13 protein-coding genes and 2 tRNA genes are annotated in these 16,857 nt (G+C 73.2%); 2 read left to right on the forward strand and 13 right to left on the reverse strand.

Translation table 11 applies throughout. The annotated features are described in order from the left end of the window. Positions 1-143: 143 nt before the first annotated feature. Both ACZ63E_RS17885 and ACZ63E_RS17890 read right to left on the reverse strand, forming a co-directional pair. Positions 144-215 (reverse strand) — tRNA-Val (locus ACZ63E_RS17885). A 39-nt stretch (positions 216-254) separates the two neighbouring features. Next, positions 255-329 (reverse strand) — tRNA-Val (locus ACZ63E_RS17890). A gap of 187 nt (positions 330-516) precedes the next feature. Here ACZ63E_RS17890 and ACZ63E_RS17895 point away from each other — a divergent pair. Beyond that, positions 517-1,962 (forward strand): DHA2 family efflux MFS transporter permease subunit, encoded by a 1,446-nt coding sequence (locus ACZ63E_RS17895; protein WP_465337110.1) that lies wholly within the window; start codon positions 517-519, stop codon positions 1,960-1,962. Positions 1,963-2,200: 238 nt separating this feature from the next. Here the strand turns inward: ACZ63E_RS17895 and ACZ63E_RS17900 are convergent, their stop codons facing one another. Further along, complete coding sequence (locus tag ACZ63E_RS17900; RefSeq protein WP_465337112.1) at positions 2,201-2,608, reverse strand: MarR family winged helix-turn-helix transcriptional regulator; 408 nt, start codon at positions 2,606-2,608, stop codon at positions 2,201-2,203. A gap of 72 nt (positions 2,609-2,680) precedes the next feature. Between ACZ63E_RS17900 and ACZ63E_RS17905 the strand changes: the two genes are divergently transcribed. Continuing rightward, the gene (locus ACZ63E_RS17905; protein WP_465337114.1) at positions 2,681-3,592 is read left to right on the forward strand and encodes a quinone oxidoreductase family protein; all 912 of its coding nucleotides are present in this window, start codon (positions 2,681-2,683) and stop codon (positions 3,590-3,592) included. On the opposite strand, the gene ACZ63E_RS17910 is transcribed toward ACZ63E_RS17905, so the two are convergent. From ACZ63E_RS17910 to ACZ63E_RS17955, 10 genes are all read right to left on the reverse strand, one after another. Then, positions 3,582-6,923, reverse strand: a complete 3,342-nt coding sequence (locus ACZ63E_RS17910; RefSeq protein ID WP_465337116.1) for a serine hydrolase — start codon at positions 6,921-6,923, stop codon at positions 3,582-3,584. The two genes, ACZ63E_RS17905 and ACZ63E_RS17910, sit on opposite strands and share 11 nt — an antisense overlap. A 26-nt stretch (positions 6,924-6,949) precedes the next feature. Then, complete coding sequence (locus ACZ63E_RS17915; RefSeq protein WP_465337118.1) at positions 6,950-7,870, reverse strand: ABC transporter ATP-binding protein; 921 nt, start codon at positions 7,868-7,870, stop codon at positions 6,950-6,952. Further along, complete coding sequence (locus ACZ63E_RS17920) at positions 7,867-9,750, reverse strand: dipeptide/oligopeptide/nickel ABC transporter permease/ATP-binding protein (protein WP_465337120.1); 1,884 nt, start codon at positions 9,748-9,750, stop codon at positions 7,867-7,869. Before ACZ63E_RS17920 ends, ACZ63E_RS17915 begins: the two co-directional genes overlap by 4 nt. A gap of 1 nt (position 9,751) precedes the next feature. Continuing rightward, a complete protein-coding gene (locus ACZ63E_RS17925) occupies positions 9,752-10,732 on the reverse strand; it encodes an ABC transporter permease (protein WP_465337121.1) in 981 nt (326 codons plus the stop codon). Then, positions 10,729-12,315 (reverse strand): ABC transporter substrate-binding protein, encoded by a 1,587-nt coding sequence (locus ACZ63E_RS17930; protein ID WP_465337122.1) that lies wholly within the window; start codon positions 12,313-12,315, stop codon positions 10,729-10,731. The genes ACZ63E_RS17925 and ACZ63E_RS17930 overlap by 4 nt, the downstream gene beginning before the upstream one ends. Next, a complete protein-coding gene (locus tag ACZ63E_RS17935; protein ID WP_465337123.1) occupies positions 12,312-13,202 on the reverse strand; it encodes a serine hydrolase in 891 nt (296 codons plus the stop codon). The genes ACZ63E_RS17930 and ACZ63E_RS17935 overlap by 4 nt, the downstream gene beginning before the upstream one ends. Beyond that, positions 13,199-14,584, reverse strand: a complete 1,386-nt coding sequence (locus tag ACZ63E_RS17940) for a serine hydrolase domain-containing protein (protein ID WP_465337124.1) — start codon at positions 14,582-14,584, stop codon at positions 13,199-13,201. Before ACZ63E_RS17940 ends, ACZ63E_RS17935 begins: the two co-directional genes overlap by 4 nt. Before the next feature lie 119 nt (positions 14,585-14,703). Further along, the gene (locus ACZ63E_RS17945) at positions 14,704-14,856 is read right to left on the reverse strand and encodes a hypothetical protein (RefSeq protein WP_465305729.1); all 153 of its coding nucleotides are present in this window, start codon (positions 14,854-14,856) and stop codon (positions 14,704-14,706) included. Further along, positions 14,853-15,959, reverse strand: coding sequence for an o-succinylbenzoate synthase (gene menC, locus ACZ63E_RS17950; protein WP_465337126.1), 1,107 nt, complete (start codon positions 15,957-15,959; stop codon positions 14,853-14,855). Before menC ends, ACZ63E_RS17945 begins: the two co-directional genes overlap by 4 nt. Next, positions 15,956-16,846 carry a GNAT family N-acetyltransferase gene (locus ACZ63E_RS17955; RefSeq protein ID WP_465337128.1) on the reverse strand — a complete coding sequence of 297 codons (891 nt, stop codon included), beginning with the start codon at positions 16,844-16,846 and terminating at the stop codon, positions 15,956-15,958. Before ACZ63E_RS17955 ends, menC begins: the two co-directional genes overlap by 4 nt. Between the last annotated feature and the right edge of the window lie 11 nt (positions 16,847-16,857).

Genomic DNA, 16,857 nt, shown 5'->3' on the forward strand with positions numbered 1-16,857 from the left:
CTCGCCCCCCCCCCCCCCCCCCTCTGGTGTGGGTGTTTTCCCCCCCCGGGGGGGGGGGGGTTTCCCCCCCCCCCCCCCCCAGGACACAGAACGAGAAAGCCCCTGTTCGCGCATTCCGCGAACAAGGGCAACCGCGCATCGAGTGGGCGATACTGGGATCGAACCAGTGACCTCTTCGGTGTGAACGAAGCGCTCTCCCCCTGAGCTAATCGCCCGTCGTACGAACTTCCACGAGGTCCCAGGGGGTGGGCTCGTGGTGCGCGATACTGGGATTGAACCAGTGACCTCTTCCGTGTCAGGGAAGCGCTCTCCCGCTGAGCTAATCGCGCGCTGCGGAACTTCGTACTGGCGGAAGCATATCGGACGCGTTCGCGGGCGCGCGCGAGGGGTCCCCCTCCTCCAGGTTGCGGTGTGACCGGCCGCACGGGGGAAACCGCCGTGACACCGGGGTGCCGAAACGGGCAGACTGCAAGAGACAGCACGCCTTCGCGGCCGACCAGGAGAGCTCCCACCTCGATGACCGAAACCGTGTCCACCGAACCCTCCGAACTGCGGCCCCCGCCGGCTCGAGCGGGGCTGCTCATCGGCGTCCTCGTGCTGTCCGCGTTCGTGATGATCCTCAACGAGACGATCCTGAGTGTCGCGTTGCGCGACCTGACCGTCGACCTGCGGGTGCCGACCACGACCGTGCAGTGGCTGACCAGCGGGTTCCTGCTGACGATGGCGGTGGTCATCCCGACGACCGGGTTCCTGCTCGAGCGGTTCACGCCGCGGCAGGTCTTCCTCTTCTCGCTCTCGGCGTTCAGCCTCGGCACGCTGCTGTGTGCGCTCGCGCCCGGTTTCGGGATGCTGATGGCCGGGCGCGTCGTGCAGGCGTGCGGCACGGCGGTGATGCTGCCGCTGCTGATGACGACGGTGATGCGGCTGGTGCCGCCGGAGCGGCGTGGCGCGACGATGGGCACGATCACGATCGTCATCGCGGTGGCGCCCGCGATCGGGCCGACCATCGGCGGGGCGGTGCTGTCGTCGCTGGGCTGGCGCTGGATGTTCTGGATCGTGCTGCCGCTGTCGGTGGCGGCGCTGGTGACCGGGGCGCTGCAGCTGAAGCTGGACAGCGAGCCACGGCGGGTGCCGCTGGACGTGCCGTCGGTGCTGTTGTCCGCGATCGGGTTCGGCGGGGTGCTGTACGGGCTGTCGTCGACCGGTGAGCAGGGGGTCCAGCCGCCGGTGCCGGCGTGGGTGTCGATCGTGGCCGGGGTGGTCGCGCTGGTCGTGTTCACCTGGCGGCAGCTGCGGCTGCAGCGCCGTGACCGGGCCCTGCTGGACCTGCGGCCGTTCACGCACCGAAGTTTTGTGGTGGCGCTGGTGCTGACGGCGCTGCTGTTCGTCTGCCTGATCGGCGCGGCGGCGATCCTGCTGCCGCTGTACCTGCAGACGGTGCTGCATACGAGCACGTTCGTCAGCGGCCTGGCGGTGCTGCCGGGCGGGCTGGTGCTCGGCCTGCTGGGCCGCCCGGTCGGCGCACTGTTCGACAAGGTCGGCGCGCGTCCGCTGGTGATTCCCGGGGCGGGGGCCGTGGCGGCGGCGCTGTGGCTGTTCACGACGCTCGGGGCGGGCTCGCCGCTGATCGCGGTGATCGGGATCCACGTGCTGCTGATGGCCGGGCTCGGGTTGATGATGACGCCGCTGTTCACCGAGTCTCTCGGGGTGCTGCCGGACCACCTGTACTCCCACGGCAGCGCGATCCTGGCAACGCTCCAGCAGGTCGCGGGCGCGCTCGGCACGGCGATGTTCGTCAGTGTGGCGACGCTGGGGAGCTCGGACGCCGCGGCGGGCAGCCCGGACGCTTCGGGCCTGCGAGCGGCGTTCGTGGTCGCCGGTTGCGTGGGGCTCCTGGCCTTCGCGGGCACCTGGCTGATCCGCCGCTCCCCCGGCACGGCGGCCACCGCGCCGAAGCACTGAGCGACACCGTCCACTGAGGACAAAAGTCCCGCTTCCGCTCGGCGAAGGCTGGGGGGATACCTGCGAGCGGAAGCGGGAGTTCGAGGTCGGTACGGGGGTCGCCTCGCGGCGATTGGCGCTACACGGCTCCAGCCGGACTGGTTTTCCGTGAAGGCAGTGGGTGAGGCCCGGGGACTCCGCCGTACCGACACCCTCTACAACGCCTCACTCCCGCCGGTGTTCCCCGACGTGACCCGGCTCATGCGAGCAGCCGGCCCAGCAACACGCCGAGACGGCCACGCTCCGCTGTGTTGAGGTCGCCGGTGAGGGGGGTCATCAGCTCCGCCACCTCGGCCGCGACAACGGCGGCCAGCCGGTGCCCCTCCGCCGTCAGGCCGACACGCACCGAGCGGCCGTCGTCGCGGCTCGCGTGGCGCTCGACCAGGCCGCGGCGGACCGCGCGGTCGATCAGCCCGCTCACCGACGACCGGTCGAGCCCGAGGTAGTCCGCGAGCTCCGCCATCTTCGGCGTGCGGTCGCGCAGGATCGCCAGCACCCGCAGCTGTGTCAGCGAGAAGTCGTGCGCGGCCGCCGCCTGGCTCAGCAGCGCCATCACCCGGAAGGACACCTGGACCAGGCCGTCCAGGACGTCGTCGGGTTCGGTCATGGTGTCAGGCTACCTTGAACTAGTTGGTACTGCCAGCTAATGTAGTGGGTAATACCAACTAAAGGAGTCACCATGCGCGCAGCTGTCGTGACCGCGTTCGGCACCCCGCCGTCCTGCCGGGACCTCCCCGAGCCGACCCCGCGGACCCCGGACGAAGTGGTGGTCGACGTCCTCGCCGCGGGCCTGCACCCGCGGGTCCGCTCCCAGGCCGACGGCTCGCACTACACCGGCCGCGGTGAGCTCCCGCTCGTCCCCGGCATCGACGGTGTCGGCCGCGCCCCCGACGGCACGCTGCGGTACTTCGTCCTGCCGGACACCACGATGGGCGCGATGGCCGAGCGGACCGTCGTCGACCTGCGGCGCAGTGTCGTCCTGCCGGACGACGCCGACCCGGTGCTCGTCGCCGCGGGCATGAACCCCGCGATGTCGGCGTGGGTCGCCCTGCGCCGGCGGATCGAGTTCACCGCCGGGCAGGACGTCCTCGTGCTCGGCGCCACCGGCAACGCCGGCCGGCTCGCCCTCCAGGTCGCCAAGCGCCTCGGCGCCGGCCGGGTCATCGCGGCCGGCCGCGACCCGCAGCGCCTCGCCGCGCTCCCTGCCGACCTGGCCGTCACTTTCGACGACCTTGGTCAGGCCGCGGACGTCGACGTTGTCCTCGACTACGTCTGGGGAGCGCCGACGACCGAAGCGCTGCGCACGATCGTCACGCACCGCGCCGACCGCGGCCGCCCGCTGACCTGGGTCGAGATCGGCTCGGTGGCCGGGCCGGCCATCGAGCTCCCCTCGGCCGCGCTGCGGGCGGCGCGGCTGCAGCTCGTCGGCAGCGGCCAGGGTTCGGTCCCGGCCCGCGACATCGTCGCCGAGCTGGGCCACCTCGTCACCGAGCTCGCCGGCTTCCGGGTCGACGCGCGCACGGTGCCGCTGGCCGAGGTCGAGACCGCCTGGAAGGAGACCGGCGACCAGCGGCTCGTGGTCACTCCTTGACCTTCGGCGTGGCCCGGACGCCCGTGTGCAGGTACTGCTCGCCCGTCGGCAGGGTGTAGAACGTCGCCGACACCCAGCCCCGCATGCCGGCCGGGCTGTACACGAACTGCGCGGGACCCACCGGGACCAGCTCCTCCTCGGTCGTCGCCTCCGGCATCAGCTCCGCGATCGGGCCGGTCACCGTCTGGCGCATGCGGATCCCGGACTCGCCGGCGAAGACCTCGATCCGGATCGACGCGCGCTCGTAGGTCCCGAAGAAGCGGGACGCGTCGACCGACGGCGGCTGGGCCGCGGGCTCGATCGGGCGGGGCATCGCTACCCCCGCGAGCTCGGCGAAGATCTCGCGGTACAGCTCTTCGTACAGGTCGTGGCCGCTGCCGCCGTTGGTGAGCAGGGTGACGGCGAGGTCCTGGCCCGGCAGGACCCGCAGGAACGCCGCCTGGCCGATCGTGTTGCCGTCGTGGCCGTACACGCGGTGGCCGTCCCAGTCGAAGCGGATCCAGCCGAGGCCCCACGAGTCGCCGAGCGTGTCCTTGTCCGGCATTTCGAACTGTTCCTCGGTCATCATCCGGGCCGAGTCCGCGGAGAGCACCCGGGTACCGTCCGGGCCGAGGCCGCCGGTCAGGTGCAGGCGGGCGAACGCCAGCACGTCCGCCGGGGACGCCGTGATCAGCCCGGCCGGGCCCGCCGAGCGCGGCAGGCTCCACGCCGGCGCGGGCTGCGGCTCGCCTTCCCCGGCCGCCACGTGCCCCATCGCCGCGCGGAAGAGCAGCGCCTCCTCCGGCAGGGTGCCGGTGCGGGTCAGGCCGAGCGGGGTGAACAGCCGCTCGCGCAACGCCGCGTCCCACGTCTTGCCGGTCAGCTTCTCGATGACCCGGCCGACGAGGATGAACCCGGAGTTGCAGTAGGACAGCGTCGCGCCGAGCGGGTGCGTCTGCGCGGCCTGGTCGAGCAGCGCGACGTACTTCTCGACGCAGTCGTCGCCGCGGCCGGTGTCGGTGAAGACGTCACCGTCGATGCCGCTGGTGTGGGTCAGCAGGTGCCGCAGGGTCACCTGCTTCGTGACATCGGGGTCGGCCAGCCGCAGCTCCGGCAGGACGTCGGTGATCGGCGCGTCCAGCCGCAGCAGTCCTTCGTCGACGAGCTGCATCGCGACGGTCGTCGTCCACACCTTGCTGATCGAGCCGATCTGGAACACCGAGTCGTCGGTGACCTCGACGCCGGTGGCCTTGTTCAGCACCCCGCTGCTCGCGACGACCTCGTCGCCCCCGCGCAGGATGCCCAGCGCCGCACCGGGAACGCGGTGTTTGCGCGCGAGCGCGGCCAGGCGCCGCCGCCAGTGCGCGGCGTCGAGCGGCACGCGGGCCGCCCGGCCCGGCTCCCCCGTGTGCTGCTCGACCCAGTCGACGACCCGGCGGTTGAAGTCGACGCGGTGCGACGGCCGGCCGTCGAGGATGAACAGGTGCGACGCGCCCGGGTAGAGCACCAGCCGGGCCGGCACCCCCTGCTCGCGCAGCGCGGTGAACCACTGCTCGGCCTGCCCGGCCGGGCACCGGTCGTCGTCGGCGCCGTGCACGACCAGCGTCGGCGTGCGCACCTTTTCCACCTGGGCCAGCGGGGAAAGCGCCGCGTAGTGCGCCTGGTACTCAGCCGGCGTGCCGCCCAGCTCCGCGACGCCGAGGTAGTGCCCGCTGTCGGACGTGCCGGCCATGCTGACCGCGTCGCTGACCACCCCGCCGGCGACCGCCGCGGCGAACCGGTCGTCCCGGCTGGTCAGGTAGCACGTCATGAAGCCGCCGTAGCTGTAGCCGGACACGGCGAGCCGGCGCGCGTCCGCCACCCCTTCGGTGACGAGCTGGTCCAGCGGCTCCAGGAAGTCCTTCGCGTCGGCCAAGCCCCACGAGCCGACGGCGGCGGTGTAGAACGCTTCGCCGTACCCGTCGCTGCCGCGCGGGTTGAGCAGCAGCACCGCCCAGCCGCGCGTGACGAGCTCCTGGTGGTAGACGTGCACCGCGTCGGCGCTGCCGTTCCACGCGTTGTGCGGGCCGCCGTGGATGTCGAGCAGCAGCGGCAGCGGGCCGGTGCGGGCGGGGTCGCGCAGCAGCCAGCCGTGCACCACCGTGCCGTCGGAGATGGTGAACTCCCGCTCCTCGCGGGGGAACAGCTCGATCTCGGAATCGCCGTGCGCGGTGCGCACCTCGAGCTCTCCCCCGGGCAGGTCGACCGTCACGACCTCGCCGAGCGACGACGGCGTTGTCAGCACGATCACCGCGGTGGTCCCGGCGACGGTCAGCCCGTCCACGGTGTTCCCGGCGCCGCCGACGAGCCGCCGCGGCTCGCCACCCGCGACGTCGACCGCGTAGAGGTGGGTGCAGCCGCGGTCGCGGGCGCAGAACAGCACGGTCGAGCCGTCGCCGGTGAGCTGCGGCAGCGCGCCCGGGTAGCCCGAGCCACCCGGCATCACGTTGCGGTCGAGCGGCGCGGCGAGGTTGGTGGTTTCCCCGCCGTCGAGCGGCACCCGCAGCAACCCGAGGTGGCCGGGCGCGGTGTCGGCCCGGCCGATGACGAGCAGCGCGGCGCCGTCGGCCGTCCAGGAGACCCCGCCGCACATGCCAGCGCCGGAGCCTGCCGGCCGCGGCTCCGAAGCGGTGTCGCCGGGGTCGAGGACGTAGGCGCCGGACCGGAAGGTCAGGTCGGCGTCGGCGTCCGGGCCGGCCGGGAACGCCAGCCGCGCGCCGTCCGGCGACCACGCCGGGTCGCCCGCGTGCCAGTCCCCCGACGTGACCTGCCGGACCTCGCCGGTCGCGACGTCGAGAACGTGGACGTGCTTGCGGAACGTCCGCAGCAGGCCGGCGCCGTCGGCCTTGAAGTCGAGCCGGTCGGCGACCACCGGGGCGGCCGCGCGGCGCGCCCGGGCGGCGGCGTCGTCGCCCTCCTCCGCGACGAGGTCGACCGGGGCGCTGAAGGCGATCTCGGCGCCGTCCGGACGCCAGACCGGGGTGCCCGCGCCGAGCGGGAGCTTGGTGACCTGCTCGGGCTCACCGCCGTCGGCGGGCAGCAGCCACAGCTGCGCCGGGCCGTCCTGGGCCCGCACGAACGCGATCCGCGTGCCGTCCGGCGACCAGACGGGCGCCACGTCGCCGGTGCCGCGAGTGAGCCGCCGGGCCTCGCCGCCGGCGGTGTCCACCTGCCAGAGCGAGCGGGTGACCTGGTCGGCGTCGCGGTCCGCGGTGCGCAGCACGTACACGATCCGGGTGCCGTCGGGCGAAATCGCGGGCTGTTCGGGGAGCGCGAGGGTGTGCAGGTCGTCGGTGCCCAGGCGTCGGGTCATGCGGATCTCCTTGGGGGATAACGGTCTCACGCGGCGAAGTGGCAGGCTGCGCGGTGCGGCCGGTGGGCGGCGTCGGCGGCCGGGTCGGCATGGGTGCAGAGCGTCCGTTCGGTGTGCACGAGCGGGCCGATCGGGCACCGCGGGTGGTAGCGGCAGCCGGGCGGCGGGTGGTGCGGGTCGGCGGGCTCGGTGTCGGCGAGCGGATCGTCGGTGTCGGCGAGCAGGTTGCGGTGCGCCGAGGGTGCGGCGGCGAGCAGGTCCCGCGTGTACGGGTGCTGCGGGTCGGTCAGCACTTGTTCGGCGGGCCCGGCTTCGACGATCCGGCCGAGGTACATCACGGCGACGATGTCGCTGACGTACCGCACCACCGCGAGGTTGTGGGAGATGAACAGCATCGACAGCGACAGCCGCCGCTGCACGTCCCGGACGAGGTTGAGCACCGCGCCCTGCACCGAAACGTCGAGCGCCGAGGTGATCTCGTCGGCGATCAGCACCTTCGGCTGCCCGGCCAGCGCCCGGGCGAGCGCGACGCGCTGGCGTTGCCCGCCGGAGAGCTGCCCAGGCAGCATCGCCGCGCGGTCCGGGTCGAGCTGGACCAGGTCCAGCAGCCGGGCCACCTCGGCTTTCCGCCCGGGGCCGCGGGGCATCGCCTCGGCGATCGATTCGCCGATCGCCATCCGCGGGTCCAGGGAGGAATACGGGTCCTGGAACACCATCTGCAGCGGACGACGGCGGGGCAGCCGCCGCACGTCGACGCCGTCGAGAAGCACCTGGCCCGCGCTGACCGGCGCGAGCCCGACCGCGGCCCGGGCGAGCGTCGACTTGCCCGAGCCGGACTCGCCGACCAGGCCGACGACCTGTCCGGAAGGGACGGTCAGGCGGACGCCGTCGACGGCGGTCAGCTTGCCGTAGCGGACGCTCACCGCGTCGAACTCCAGGGCGCTCATGCGGCACCTTCCTCCCGTGACTGTCCGGAAAGGACGCTCACCTGCGGGTGCCAGCACGCGACGCGGTGGCCGTCCGCGGCCGGCTCCAGCACCGGATCTTCGACGCGGCAGCGGTCCGACGCCAGCGGGCAGCGGGTGGCGAACGCGCAGCCGTCCGGCACCTGGTCCGGTTCCGGCGGGCGGCCGGGGATCACGGCCAGCGGCTCGTCGCGGTCGGTGCCGAGGTCCACTGTGGTCGCCAGCAGCGCACGTGTGTACGGGTGCTGCGCCGGGCTCCCGGTCGGCAGGTCCTCCACGACCCGCCCGGCGTACATCACCAGCATCCGTTCGCACGTCTGGGAAACGACCGCGATGTCGTGGCTGATGAGCAGGATCGCCGCGCCCTCGGTCTCGCGGGTGCGGGCCAGCAGGCGCAGCACCTGGCGCTGCACGGTGACGTCGAGCGCCGTCGTCGGCTCGTCGGCGACGATCAGCTTCGGCTCCCCCATCAGGCCCATGCCGATCATCGCCCGCTGCCGCATGCCGCCGGAGAACTCGTGCGGGTACTGCCGCGCCCGGCGTCGCGCGGCCGGGACGCGGACCGCGGCCAGCCGGTCGACCGCCCGGGCGAACGCCGCCCGCCGGGAGAGGCCGTGGTGCTGTTCGGACACCTCGGCCAGCTGCCCGCCGACGCGGCGGGCCGGGTTGAACGACGTCATCGGGTCCTGGAACACCATCGCCAGTGACGTGCCGAGCTCACGGTCCGACGTCCGGTCCACCGGGGTCCCGGCGAACTCCAGCCGGTCGGCGGTCACCACACCGGGCGCTTCGATCAGGCGCGACACCGCCAGCGCGGTCAGGCTCTTGCCCGAGCCGGACTCGCCGACCACGCCGATCGCCTCCCCGGCGCGGACGCTGAAGCTGACCCCGCGCACCGGCACGGTCCACCCGTCCGCGCGCGGGAACGCCACCTGCAGGTTCTCGACGACGAGCACGGCGTCGGCCGGGACCTCGGCGGCGACCGCGGGCCGCGGGACCGGCAAGGGGCCCGCCGCCCGCCGCGACGCGCGCGTCCGGACGCCGACGACGCCGGCCACTGTCTCCCCGACCAGGTTGAACGCCAGCCCGGCCAGCACCACCGCCCCGCAGGGCGCGAGCGCGGCCACCGGATTGAGGTAGATCCCGTCCAGGCCCTCGCGCAGCAGCCGTCCCCAGTCGTAGTCCGGCGCCTGCACGCCGATGCCGAGGAACGACAGTCCGGCGAACGCCAGCAGCGCCGAACCGGCCCCGATGGTCGCGTTCACGACGAGCGGCTCGCCGATGTTGGGCAGCACGTGCCGGGCCAGCAGCCGGATCCGGCCGACGCCGGACACCCGGGCCGCGGCGATGTAGTCCCGCCCGGCCACCGACGCGGACAGCGTCTGCACGAGCCGGGCGAACGCCGGCGCCACCGCGAACGCGATCGCCAGCACCGCGCCGTGCGTGCCGACCCCGAAGATCACCGCGAGGAACAGCGCCAGCAGCAGCCCCGGGAACGCGACCGCGACGTTGACCGCCGCGGTGAGCAGCCGGCCCGCCCAGCGCGGCAGCACCGAAGGCAGCGTCCCGAGGATCACGCCGGCGGCGACACCGATCGCGGTGGCCAGCACCGCGAGCCCGACCGAAAGCCGGGTCGCGACCAGGGTGCGGAAGAACAGGTCACGGCCGAGGGAGTCGGTGCCGAACCAGTGCGCCCCGGACGGGCCCTGGCCGATCGCGTCCGTGTCGATCGCCGCGGCGGCGTCACCCCACAGCAACGGGGCCAGCACCGCGAGCAGGACGACCCCCGCCAGCAGGACCGCCGAGCACGCGCCGACCGGCGTGCGCACGGCCGCCACCCAGACCGAACCGCGTCGCGCCATCTCACGCCTCCCGAATGGCCGAGCGCGGGTCGAGCAGCCCGAGCACGACGTCGACCAGCAGGTTCACCAGCAGCACACCGACGCCGTAGACGAGCACGATCCCCTGCACCAGCGGGTAGTCCTTCTGCAGGATCGAAGCGACGATCGTCGAGCCGAGGCCGGGCCAGGCGAACACGTTCTCCACGAGCACCGTGCCCGCCACCATCCCGGTCAGCATCAGCCCGCCCAGGGTGAGCGTCGCGGTCAGCGCGTTCGGCAGCGCGTGCCGGACGTACACCAGCCGCGCGGGCAGCCGCTTCGCCCGCGCGGTGCGGACGAAGTCGGCGCCCAGCACCGAAAGCAGCTCCACCCGGACCATCCGCGCGAGCACCGCCGCCGGCCCGACCGCCAGGGCCGCCACCGGCAGGACGTACGCGCTCACGTCGTCGCTGCCCGCCACCGGGAACCAGCCGAGGCCGACGGCGAGCAGCGCCACCAGCCCGACCGCGACCAGGAACTCCGGGACGGCGGCGAGGAACACGCTCACCGACGTGAAGCCCAGCTCCGCGCCCCGGCGACGGCCGCCGCGGGTCAGCACCGCGAAGACGACGCCGACGGGGATCGCGACGACGACCACGACCGCGAAGGCCAGGACCGCCAGCTGCAGCGTCGACGGCAGCCGGTCGCCGATCACCTGCGCCACCGGCTGCCCGCTCGCCATCGACGTCCCGAAGTCCCCGGCGAGCAGGTTGCGCACGTAGTGCCCGTACTGCACCCACAACGGGTCGTCCAGGCCGAGCTCCGCCCGCTTGGCCGCCACCAGCTCGGCCGGCGCGGTGAGGCCGAGCGCGGCCCGCACCGGGTCACCGGGAACGAGGTGGATCATCAGGAACGCCGCGGTGAGCAGCGCCCACAGCGAGACGGCGAACCGGGCGAGCCGTCGCGCGGCGAACGCCGGCCACGGGCTGCCCCGCAGGCCGGCGGGCGCCGCCGCCGTGGTCATTTGGCCAGCATCCGGATCGAGGACGGCGTCAGGCTGCCCTGGCTGAGCGTGAACTTCGCGCCACTGGCGTAGGTCGGCACGACCGAGTCGAAGTACGGCACGGCGTCCACCCGCTTGATCAGCGCGGTCTCCGCCGCGTTCCAGTCCGCGCAGCTGGCGTCGCCGGGCTTCGTCGCCGCCTGCTGCGCCCCCTGGTCGTACCCGGGATTGCCGATGTGGGCGAAGTTCGTGCCGTCGGGCGCGGCCGGGCCGGAGACGAACGGCACCAGCTGGCTCGGCAGTGAGAACCCGACCGGGCCGAGGGAGACCTCCCACTCGCCGGTGCCGAACAGGACCTGGCTGAGGCCGGGGCTGTCGACCGCCTTGAGCGTCACGTCGGCGCCGAGCGACTTCCACTGCTGCTGGACCAGCTCCGCGGTCGGCGCCATCGTCGGGCCGAGCTGGGTGCCGTAGAGGACGGTGAGCGAAAGCTTCTTGCCGTCCTTCGCGCGCACGCCGTCCGCGCCCTTCTTCCAGCCGGCGGCGTCCAGTGCGGACGCCGCCGCGGCCGGGTCGTGGGCCGGCAGGTTGCCGGTGACGGTGTCGCCGGGACACACCTCCGGCTCGTTCGTGATCATGCCCTGCGACGGCTTGCCGGCGCCGGCGGTCAGCACCTTGCCCAGCTGCGGCAGGTCGAGCGCCTGGGTAAGTGCCTTGCGGACGGCTTCGTCCTGCCCGGGGCGCCCGGTCGCCTGGTTGTAGAACACCTCGCCCATCGGCGCGGTGAAGTCGGCGTGGAAGAGCTTGCGCGCCTCCAGCCGCTGCCGGTCCTGGCCGTTGATCTGGGCCGCGTTCAGCTCGCCGGACAGCAGCAGGTTGGTGGCGGTCGTGGTGTTGGGGATGACGCGGATGGTGACCTTGTCCGGCAGGCCGGTCTCGGCCTTCCAGTCGCCGGGTCCCCAGGTGTAGTCCTTGCGGCGGGTGAAGGTGTAGTGGTCGTTGGGCACGGACTCGGTGACGGTGAACATCCCGGTGCCGGCGTCACCCTTGGCGAGCAGCTTGCGGTCCGCGAGCCCCTTCGCGCAGGCGATCGGCACGCCGCCGACGTTGCGGGCCAGGAACGCGTCCGGCTTCCCGCTGGTCACGCTGATCGTGCCGGCCGCGTCCGCGGTCGCCTTGGTGCCCGGGGCGATGTACAGGCCGGCGATCGGCGACTTGTTCGCCGGATCGCCGATGAAGTTGATGTTGGCGGCGACGTCGGCCGCGGTCAGCGGGCTGCCGTCCGCGCAGGTGAGGCCTTGGCGCAGGGTGAAGGACGCGGTCGTGGTCGACGCCTCCCACTTCGCGGCCAGCCCGGCGATCGGCTTGCCACTGTCGTCGAGGTTCAGCAGTGTGTCGTAGAGGAACCGGTCGACCTGGATGGCCACCGACAGCACGGTCATGTGCGGGTCGAGGCTGCCGGGGTCGGAGCCGACGCCGAGGCTGAACGTCTTGCCGTCGACCGGGGTCCCGTCGCCGGCAGCGGCGCCGCCCGATCCCCCGCAGGCGGTCGCGCCCAGGGCGAGCACCCCGAGCAGGACCACCGCGGTCCTCGTCTTGGTCATGGGGTTTCCTTCCGCAGGTGGGCCACGGCGAGGCGGGCGACCTCGCCGATCGCGGCGTCGACGGCGGGCTGCCGCTCGGCGAGGGAGTCCGCGCGGGTGAAGACGGCGACGGCGAACCGGCGTCCGTCCGGAAAGGACACCACCCCGGCTTCGTTGCGGACCGCCGGCAGGGTGCCGGTCTTGGCCGCGATCGTGACGTCGGAGGGGAAGCCGCTGGAGATCCGGTGCGGCCAGATCTGGCGCGCCAGCATCGACCGCACCCGTTCGCACGCCGCGGGTTCCGCAGCGCGGTCGGTCCAGAGGGCGTCGAGCAGGGTGGTGATCTCCCGGGGCGTGGACGCCGACGTGCGCTCGGGGTCGAGCACCGCGAGCTTCCACGTCTGCTCGGGGGTCGCACCGGCGAACACGGCGTCGAGATCGTCGTCTTCGCCGGCGCCGAGGTCGGCCAGCACCGAGGCGAACAGGTCTTCGCAGCAGCCGATCAGGCGGGTGCGGCGCAGGTCCAGGTCCGCGAGCACCCGGTCGACGGCTTCCTGGCCCACGCGGTGGAACACGACGTCGGTGGCGGCGTTGTCGCTCATCGTCAGCATGAACAGGGCGAGGTCGCGCCAGCTCGTTTCGACGTCGTCGGCGCAGCCCGCGGTGCCGATCCCGCCGATGCGGTAACGCTTCCCGACCCGCGTCCGCCCGGTCTCGTCCAGCCGCCCGGCGACGACTTCACGGGCGTAGGCGACGGCGACCGGGATCTTGAACACCGACGCGAGCACGACCGGGTCGTCCGCACCGAGCGCCACCTCCGGGCCGCCGCCGATCTCCCGCGCGTGCAGGAAACCCCGCGCGCCCGCGGCGGTGAAGACCCCCGCGATCTCCGCTTCGACAGCGCTCATGCGCTCACCCGCCGGTCGGCCCGGCCGGTGTGCAGGTACAGCGCGTGCCCGGCGCCGTCGTCGCCGACGAACGCGTGCGGCAGGTACATGCCCTGCATCGGCTCGGCCAGGATCAGCGTGTCGCCGTTCATGGCGACCAGCTCGGTCTTCTCCGGACCGGCCAGCTCCGCGAAGATCCCCTTCGGGATCCGCTCGACCCAGATCCGGCCGTCGTCGTCCTGGCTGACCTTGATGTCCGCGACGGACGACGCGTAGTCGCCGACGTAGCGCGTGGCGTCGATGCGCGGCGCGGCCGGGTCGGGCACCGGCGGCACGGCGAGCGTGATGCCGGTGAGCTCCTTCAGCAGGTGGCCGACGACTTCGGTGTAGACGGCGACCGGGCTGCCGCCGTTGGTCAGCAGCGCGACGGCGACGTGGTGCTCCGGCGCGACCCGCAGGAACGCCGACTGGCCGATCGTGCCGCCGTCGTGGCCGACGACCGCGCCGCCCGGCCAGTCGAACAGCGACCAGCCGAGGCCCCACGCGTCACCCATCAGGCCGAGGTCGGGCAGCTCCACCCGGCGTTCCCGCATGGCGCGGGCGCTTTCCGCGCTGAGCACACGGGTCCCGTCCGGGCCTTCGCCGTCCTTGAGGTGCATGCCGGCGAAGGTCACGAGGTCACGCGGGCGCATCGCGAGCATCGAGCCGGCCGGGGCGTTGGACGGCGCCAGCGCCCACATGCCGGCGGGTTCGGGCTCGGCGCCGGGCTTCGGCGTGAGGTGCCCGAGCGCGGCGCGGAACCGGATGGCCTCGTACGGGCTCGCCGCGGCGTGCGTCAGGCCGAGCGGGGTGAACAGGTGCTCGGCCAGGCAGTCGTTGTAGCTCTTGCCGCGCAGGACCTCGATCACCCGGCCGAGCACGCAGAACGCGGCGTTGTTGTAGGAGAACATCTCCCCCGGCGGGAAAAGCTGGGGCACGTCGCCCAGCGTGGCGACGTACTTCTCGACGCAGTCGGCGCCGCGGCCGGTGTCGGTGAAGATGTCGCCTTCGAAGCCGGACGTGTGGCACATCAGCTGCCGCACGGTGATCCGGGCGACGGCGTCCGCGTCGGCCAGGACGAACTCCGGCAGGTACTTGCGGACCGGTTCGTCGAGGTCCAGCGCGCCTTCGTCGACGAGCTGCATCGCCAGCGTCGTCGTCCAGACCTTCGTGATGGAGCCGATCTGGAAGAGCGAGTCCACGTCGGCCTCGACGCCGGTGCCCTTGTTGAGCACGCCGGCCGCGTGGTCGATGACCTCACCGCCGGCGTAGACGGCGACGGATGCGCCGGGCACGTGGTGCTCGGCCAGCAGGGCGGGGAGCCGGCTTTCGAGCCAGGCGGCGAGTTCGGTGAGTTTCGACATGGTTGCCTCTCGTCCGACGATGGGGGAACCGGCGATGCCGGGATGCTAGGACGGGGACCGGGGCCGCCGATTCGTCGAAACCGACGAGACCCGGGGAAACTTTCATCCCGGCGGACGAATCACCGCCGGCGGCGCGACCGGAACCGCAACGACGGCGCGGCGCGCACCGCCGCACCCCCGACCGCGAGCCGGATCCTGACCTTCGACGCGGCCACCGCGGCCCGGAGCGCGTACGCCCGGACCCGGGCGGTCACCGCGTCCACTGTGGTCATGACGCGAGCCAGGACTGGGCGGTGGTCACGGCGGCGAGCCGCTCCGGGATCGGGGTGACGCCGAGGCCCGGCCCGGACGGCACCGGCAGCCGGCCGCCTTCGAGCACGAACGGTTCGGTGATGTCCTCGGTGTAGAACCGGTCGGACGCCGACGTGTCGCCGGGCAGGGTGAACCCCGGCAGCGAGGCGAGCGCGACGTTGGCCGCGCGGCCCAGGCCGGTTTCGATCATCCCGCCGCACCACACCGGGACGCCGTGCGCGGCGCAGACGTCGTGCACCCGCCGCGCTTCGAGGTACCCGCCGACCCGGCTCGGCTTGATGTTGACGATCCGGCAGGCGCCGAGCTTGATCGCGTCGGCGGCCGAGCGGGCCGAGACGATCGACTCGTCCAGGCAGATCGGCGTCCGGATGTGCTTGGCCAGCACGGCGTGGCCGAGCACGTCCTCCTCCTCGAGCGGCTGCTCGATCAGCAGCAGCTCGAAGGGGTCGAGCCGCTGCAGCTGCGGCACGTCCGACAGCGTGTACGCGGTGTTCGCGTCGACCTGCAGCAGAATGCCGTCGCCGAAGCGCTCACGGACCGCGCGCACCGGCTCGACGTCCCAGCCGGGTTCGATCTTCAGCTTGATCCGGACGTACCCGGCGTCGAGGTAGCCGCCGACGACGTCGAGCAGCTTCGGGATCGTGTCCATGATGCCGACCGACACCCCGCACGGCACGGAGTCCTTTGTGGACCCGAGCGCGGTGGCGAAGGAGACGCCGTGCGCCCGCAGCTCCGCGTCGAGCACCGCCATCTCGAGGGCCGCCTTCGCCATCCGGTGGCCCTTGAACTTCGCGAGCAGCGGCGCGACCTTGTTCGCGGTGAGGTCGCCGGCCGCCAGCAGCGCGGGGACGAGGAAGGTCCGCAGCACGTGCTCGACACCGTCGACGTACTCCGAGGAGTACAGCGGGTCGACCATCGCGCCGCACTCGCCCCAGCCCTCGCCTTCGGACGTCACCGCACGCAGGAGCAGCAGCTCACGCTCGGCCTGCGTGCCGAACGACGTCCGGAACGGCGCCACGAGCGGCATCCGCACCCGGCGGACCTCGACACCGGTGAGTTTCACGACGCCTCCCTCGTGACCACGTACCAGCCGGCACGGTCGAACCCGGTTACCCCGGCGCCGCCGGCCATCAGGCCGCCCAGCACCTCCCGCAGCGCCACCCGCCACGCGCGGCCGCGCTCCGGGTCGGCCCGCCGCAGCGCTTCGATGTCCGGCGGCACGGCGACGAGCACGACCGGCGCGTCGGCGGGACCGGTGACCGGACCGCCGTCGGGGCCCGCCGCGAGCGCGACCGCGGCCCCCTGGTTCTTCAGCGTCACGGCGTCGAGCCGGACCGGCTCGGCCCGCGCCGCCGCCCGCACCGGCGGGCCGGCCAGGTCCCAGACGGCCATCAGCCGGTCGGTGTCGCCCGCGCCGTTGATGCCGTCGTGCATGGGGCCGTAGAAGTCGGGCAGGTACTGCTCGGGCCGCGCGGCCAGCTTGGTCAGGTTGAAGTGGGCGTTGCGCCGCACCAGCGGGTCGAACGTCCACGAGATGACCGGGACGTCCTGGTGCAGCGCCCACGCGCGCTGGTGCAGCTTGAGCGCGAAGCCGATGCCGCGGCCGTGCCCGGCCGTCGCGACCCCGGCGATGTGGCTGTGCAGTCCCCCTTTGGCCGGCCCGCCGAAGAACCCGAAACACGCGCCGAGCAGTTCGGGCCCGTCGAAGGCGCCGGAGACGTAGTTGCCGGCCGAGACCATGGCCCGCAGCAGTTCGGACGTCACGGGCTGGTTTCCCGGCGCGGGGCGCCAGATCGACTCGAAGAGCCGGGTCACGGCGGTCAGGTCGGCGACCTCGGCCAGGGTCCGGACCTGGACCCCCGAGGCCGTGGCGGCGGTGGCCGCCGCGGCGGCCGCCTCGTCCCGCAGGAGCGGGGCTGTGTTCGTCACGACGTCTGTCACGCCCACCATCCTTTCCGGAC

It is taken from the genome of Amycolatopsis sp. NPDC104819, assembly GCF_055583145.1.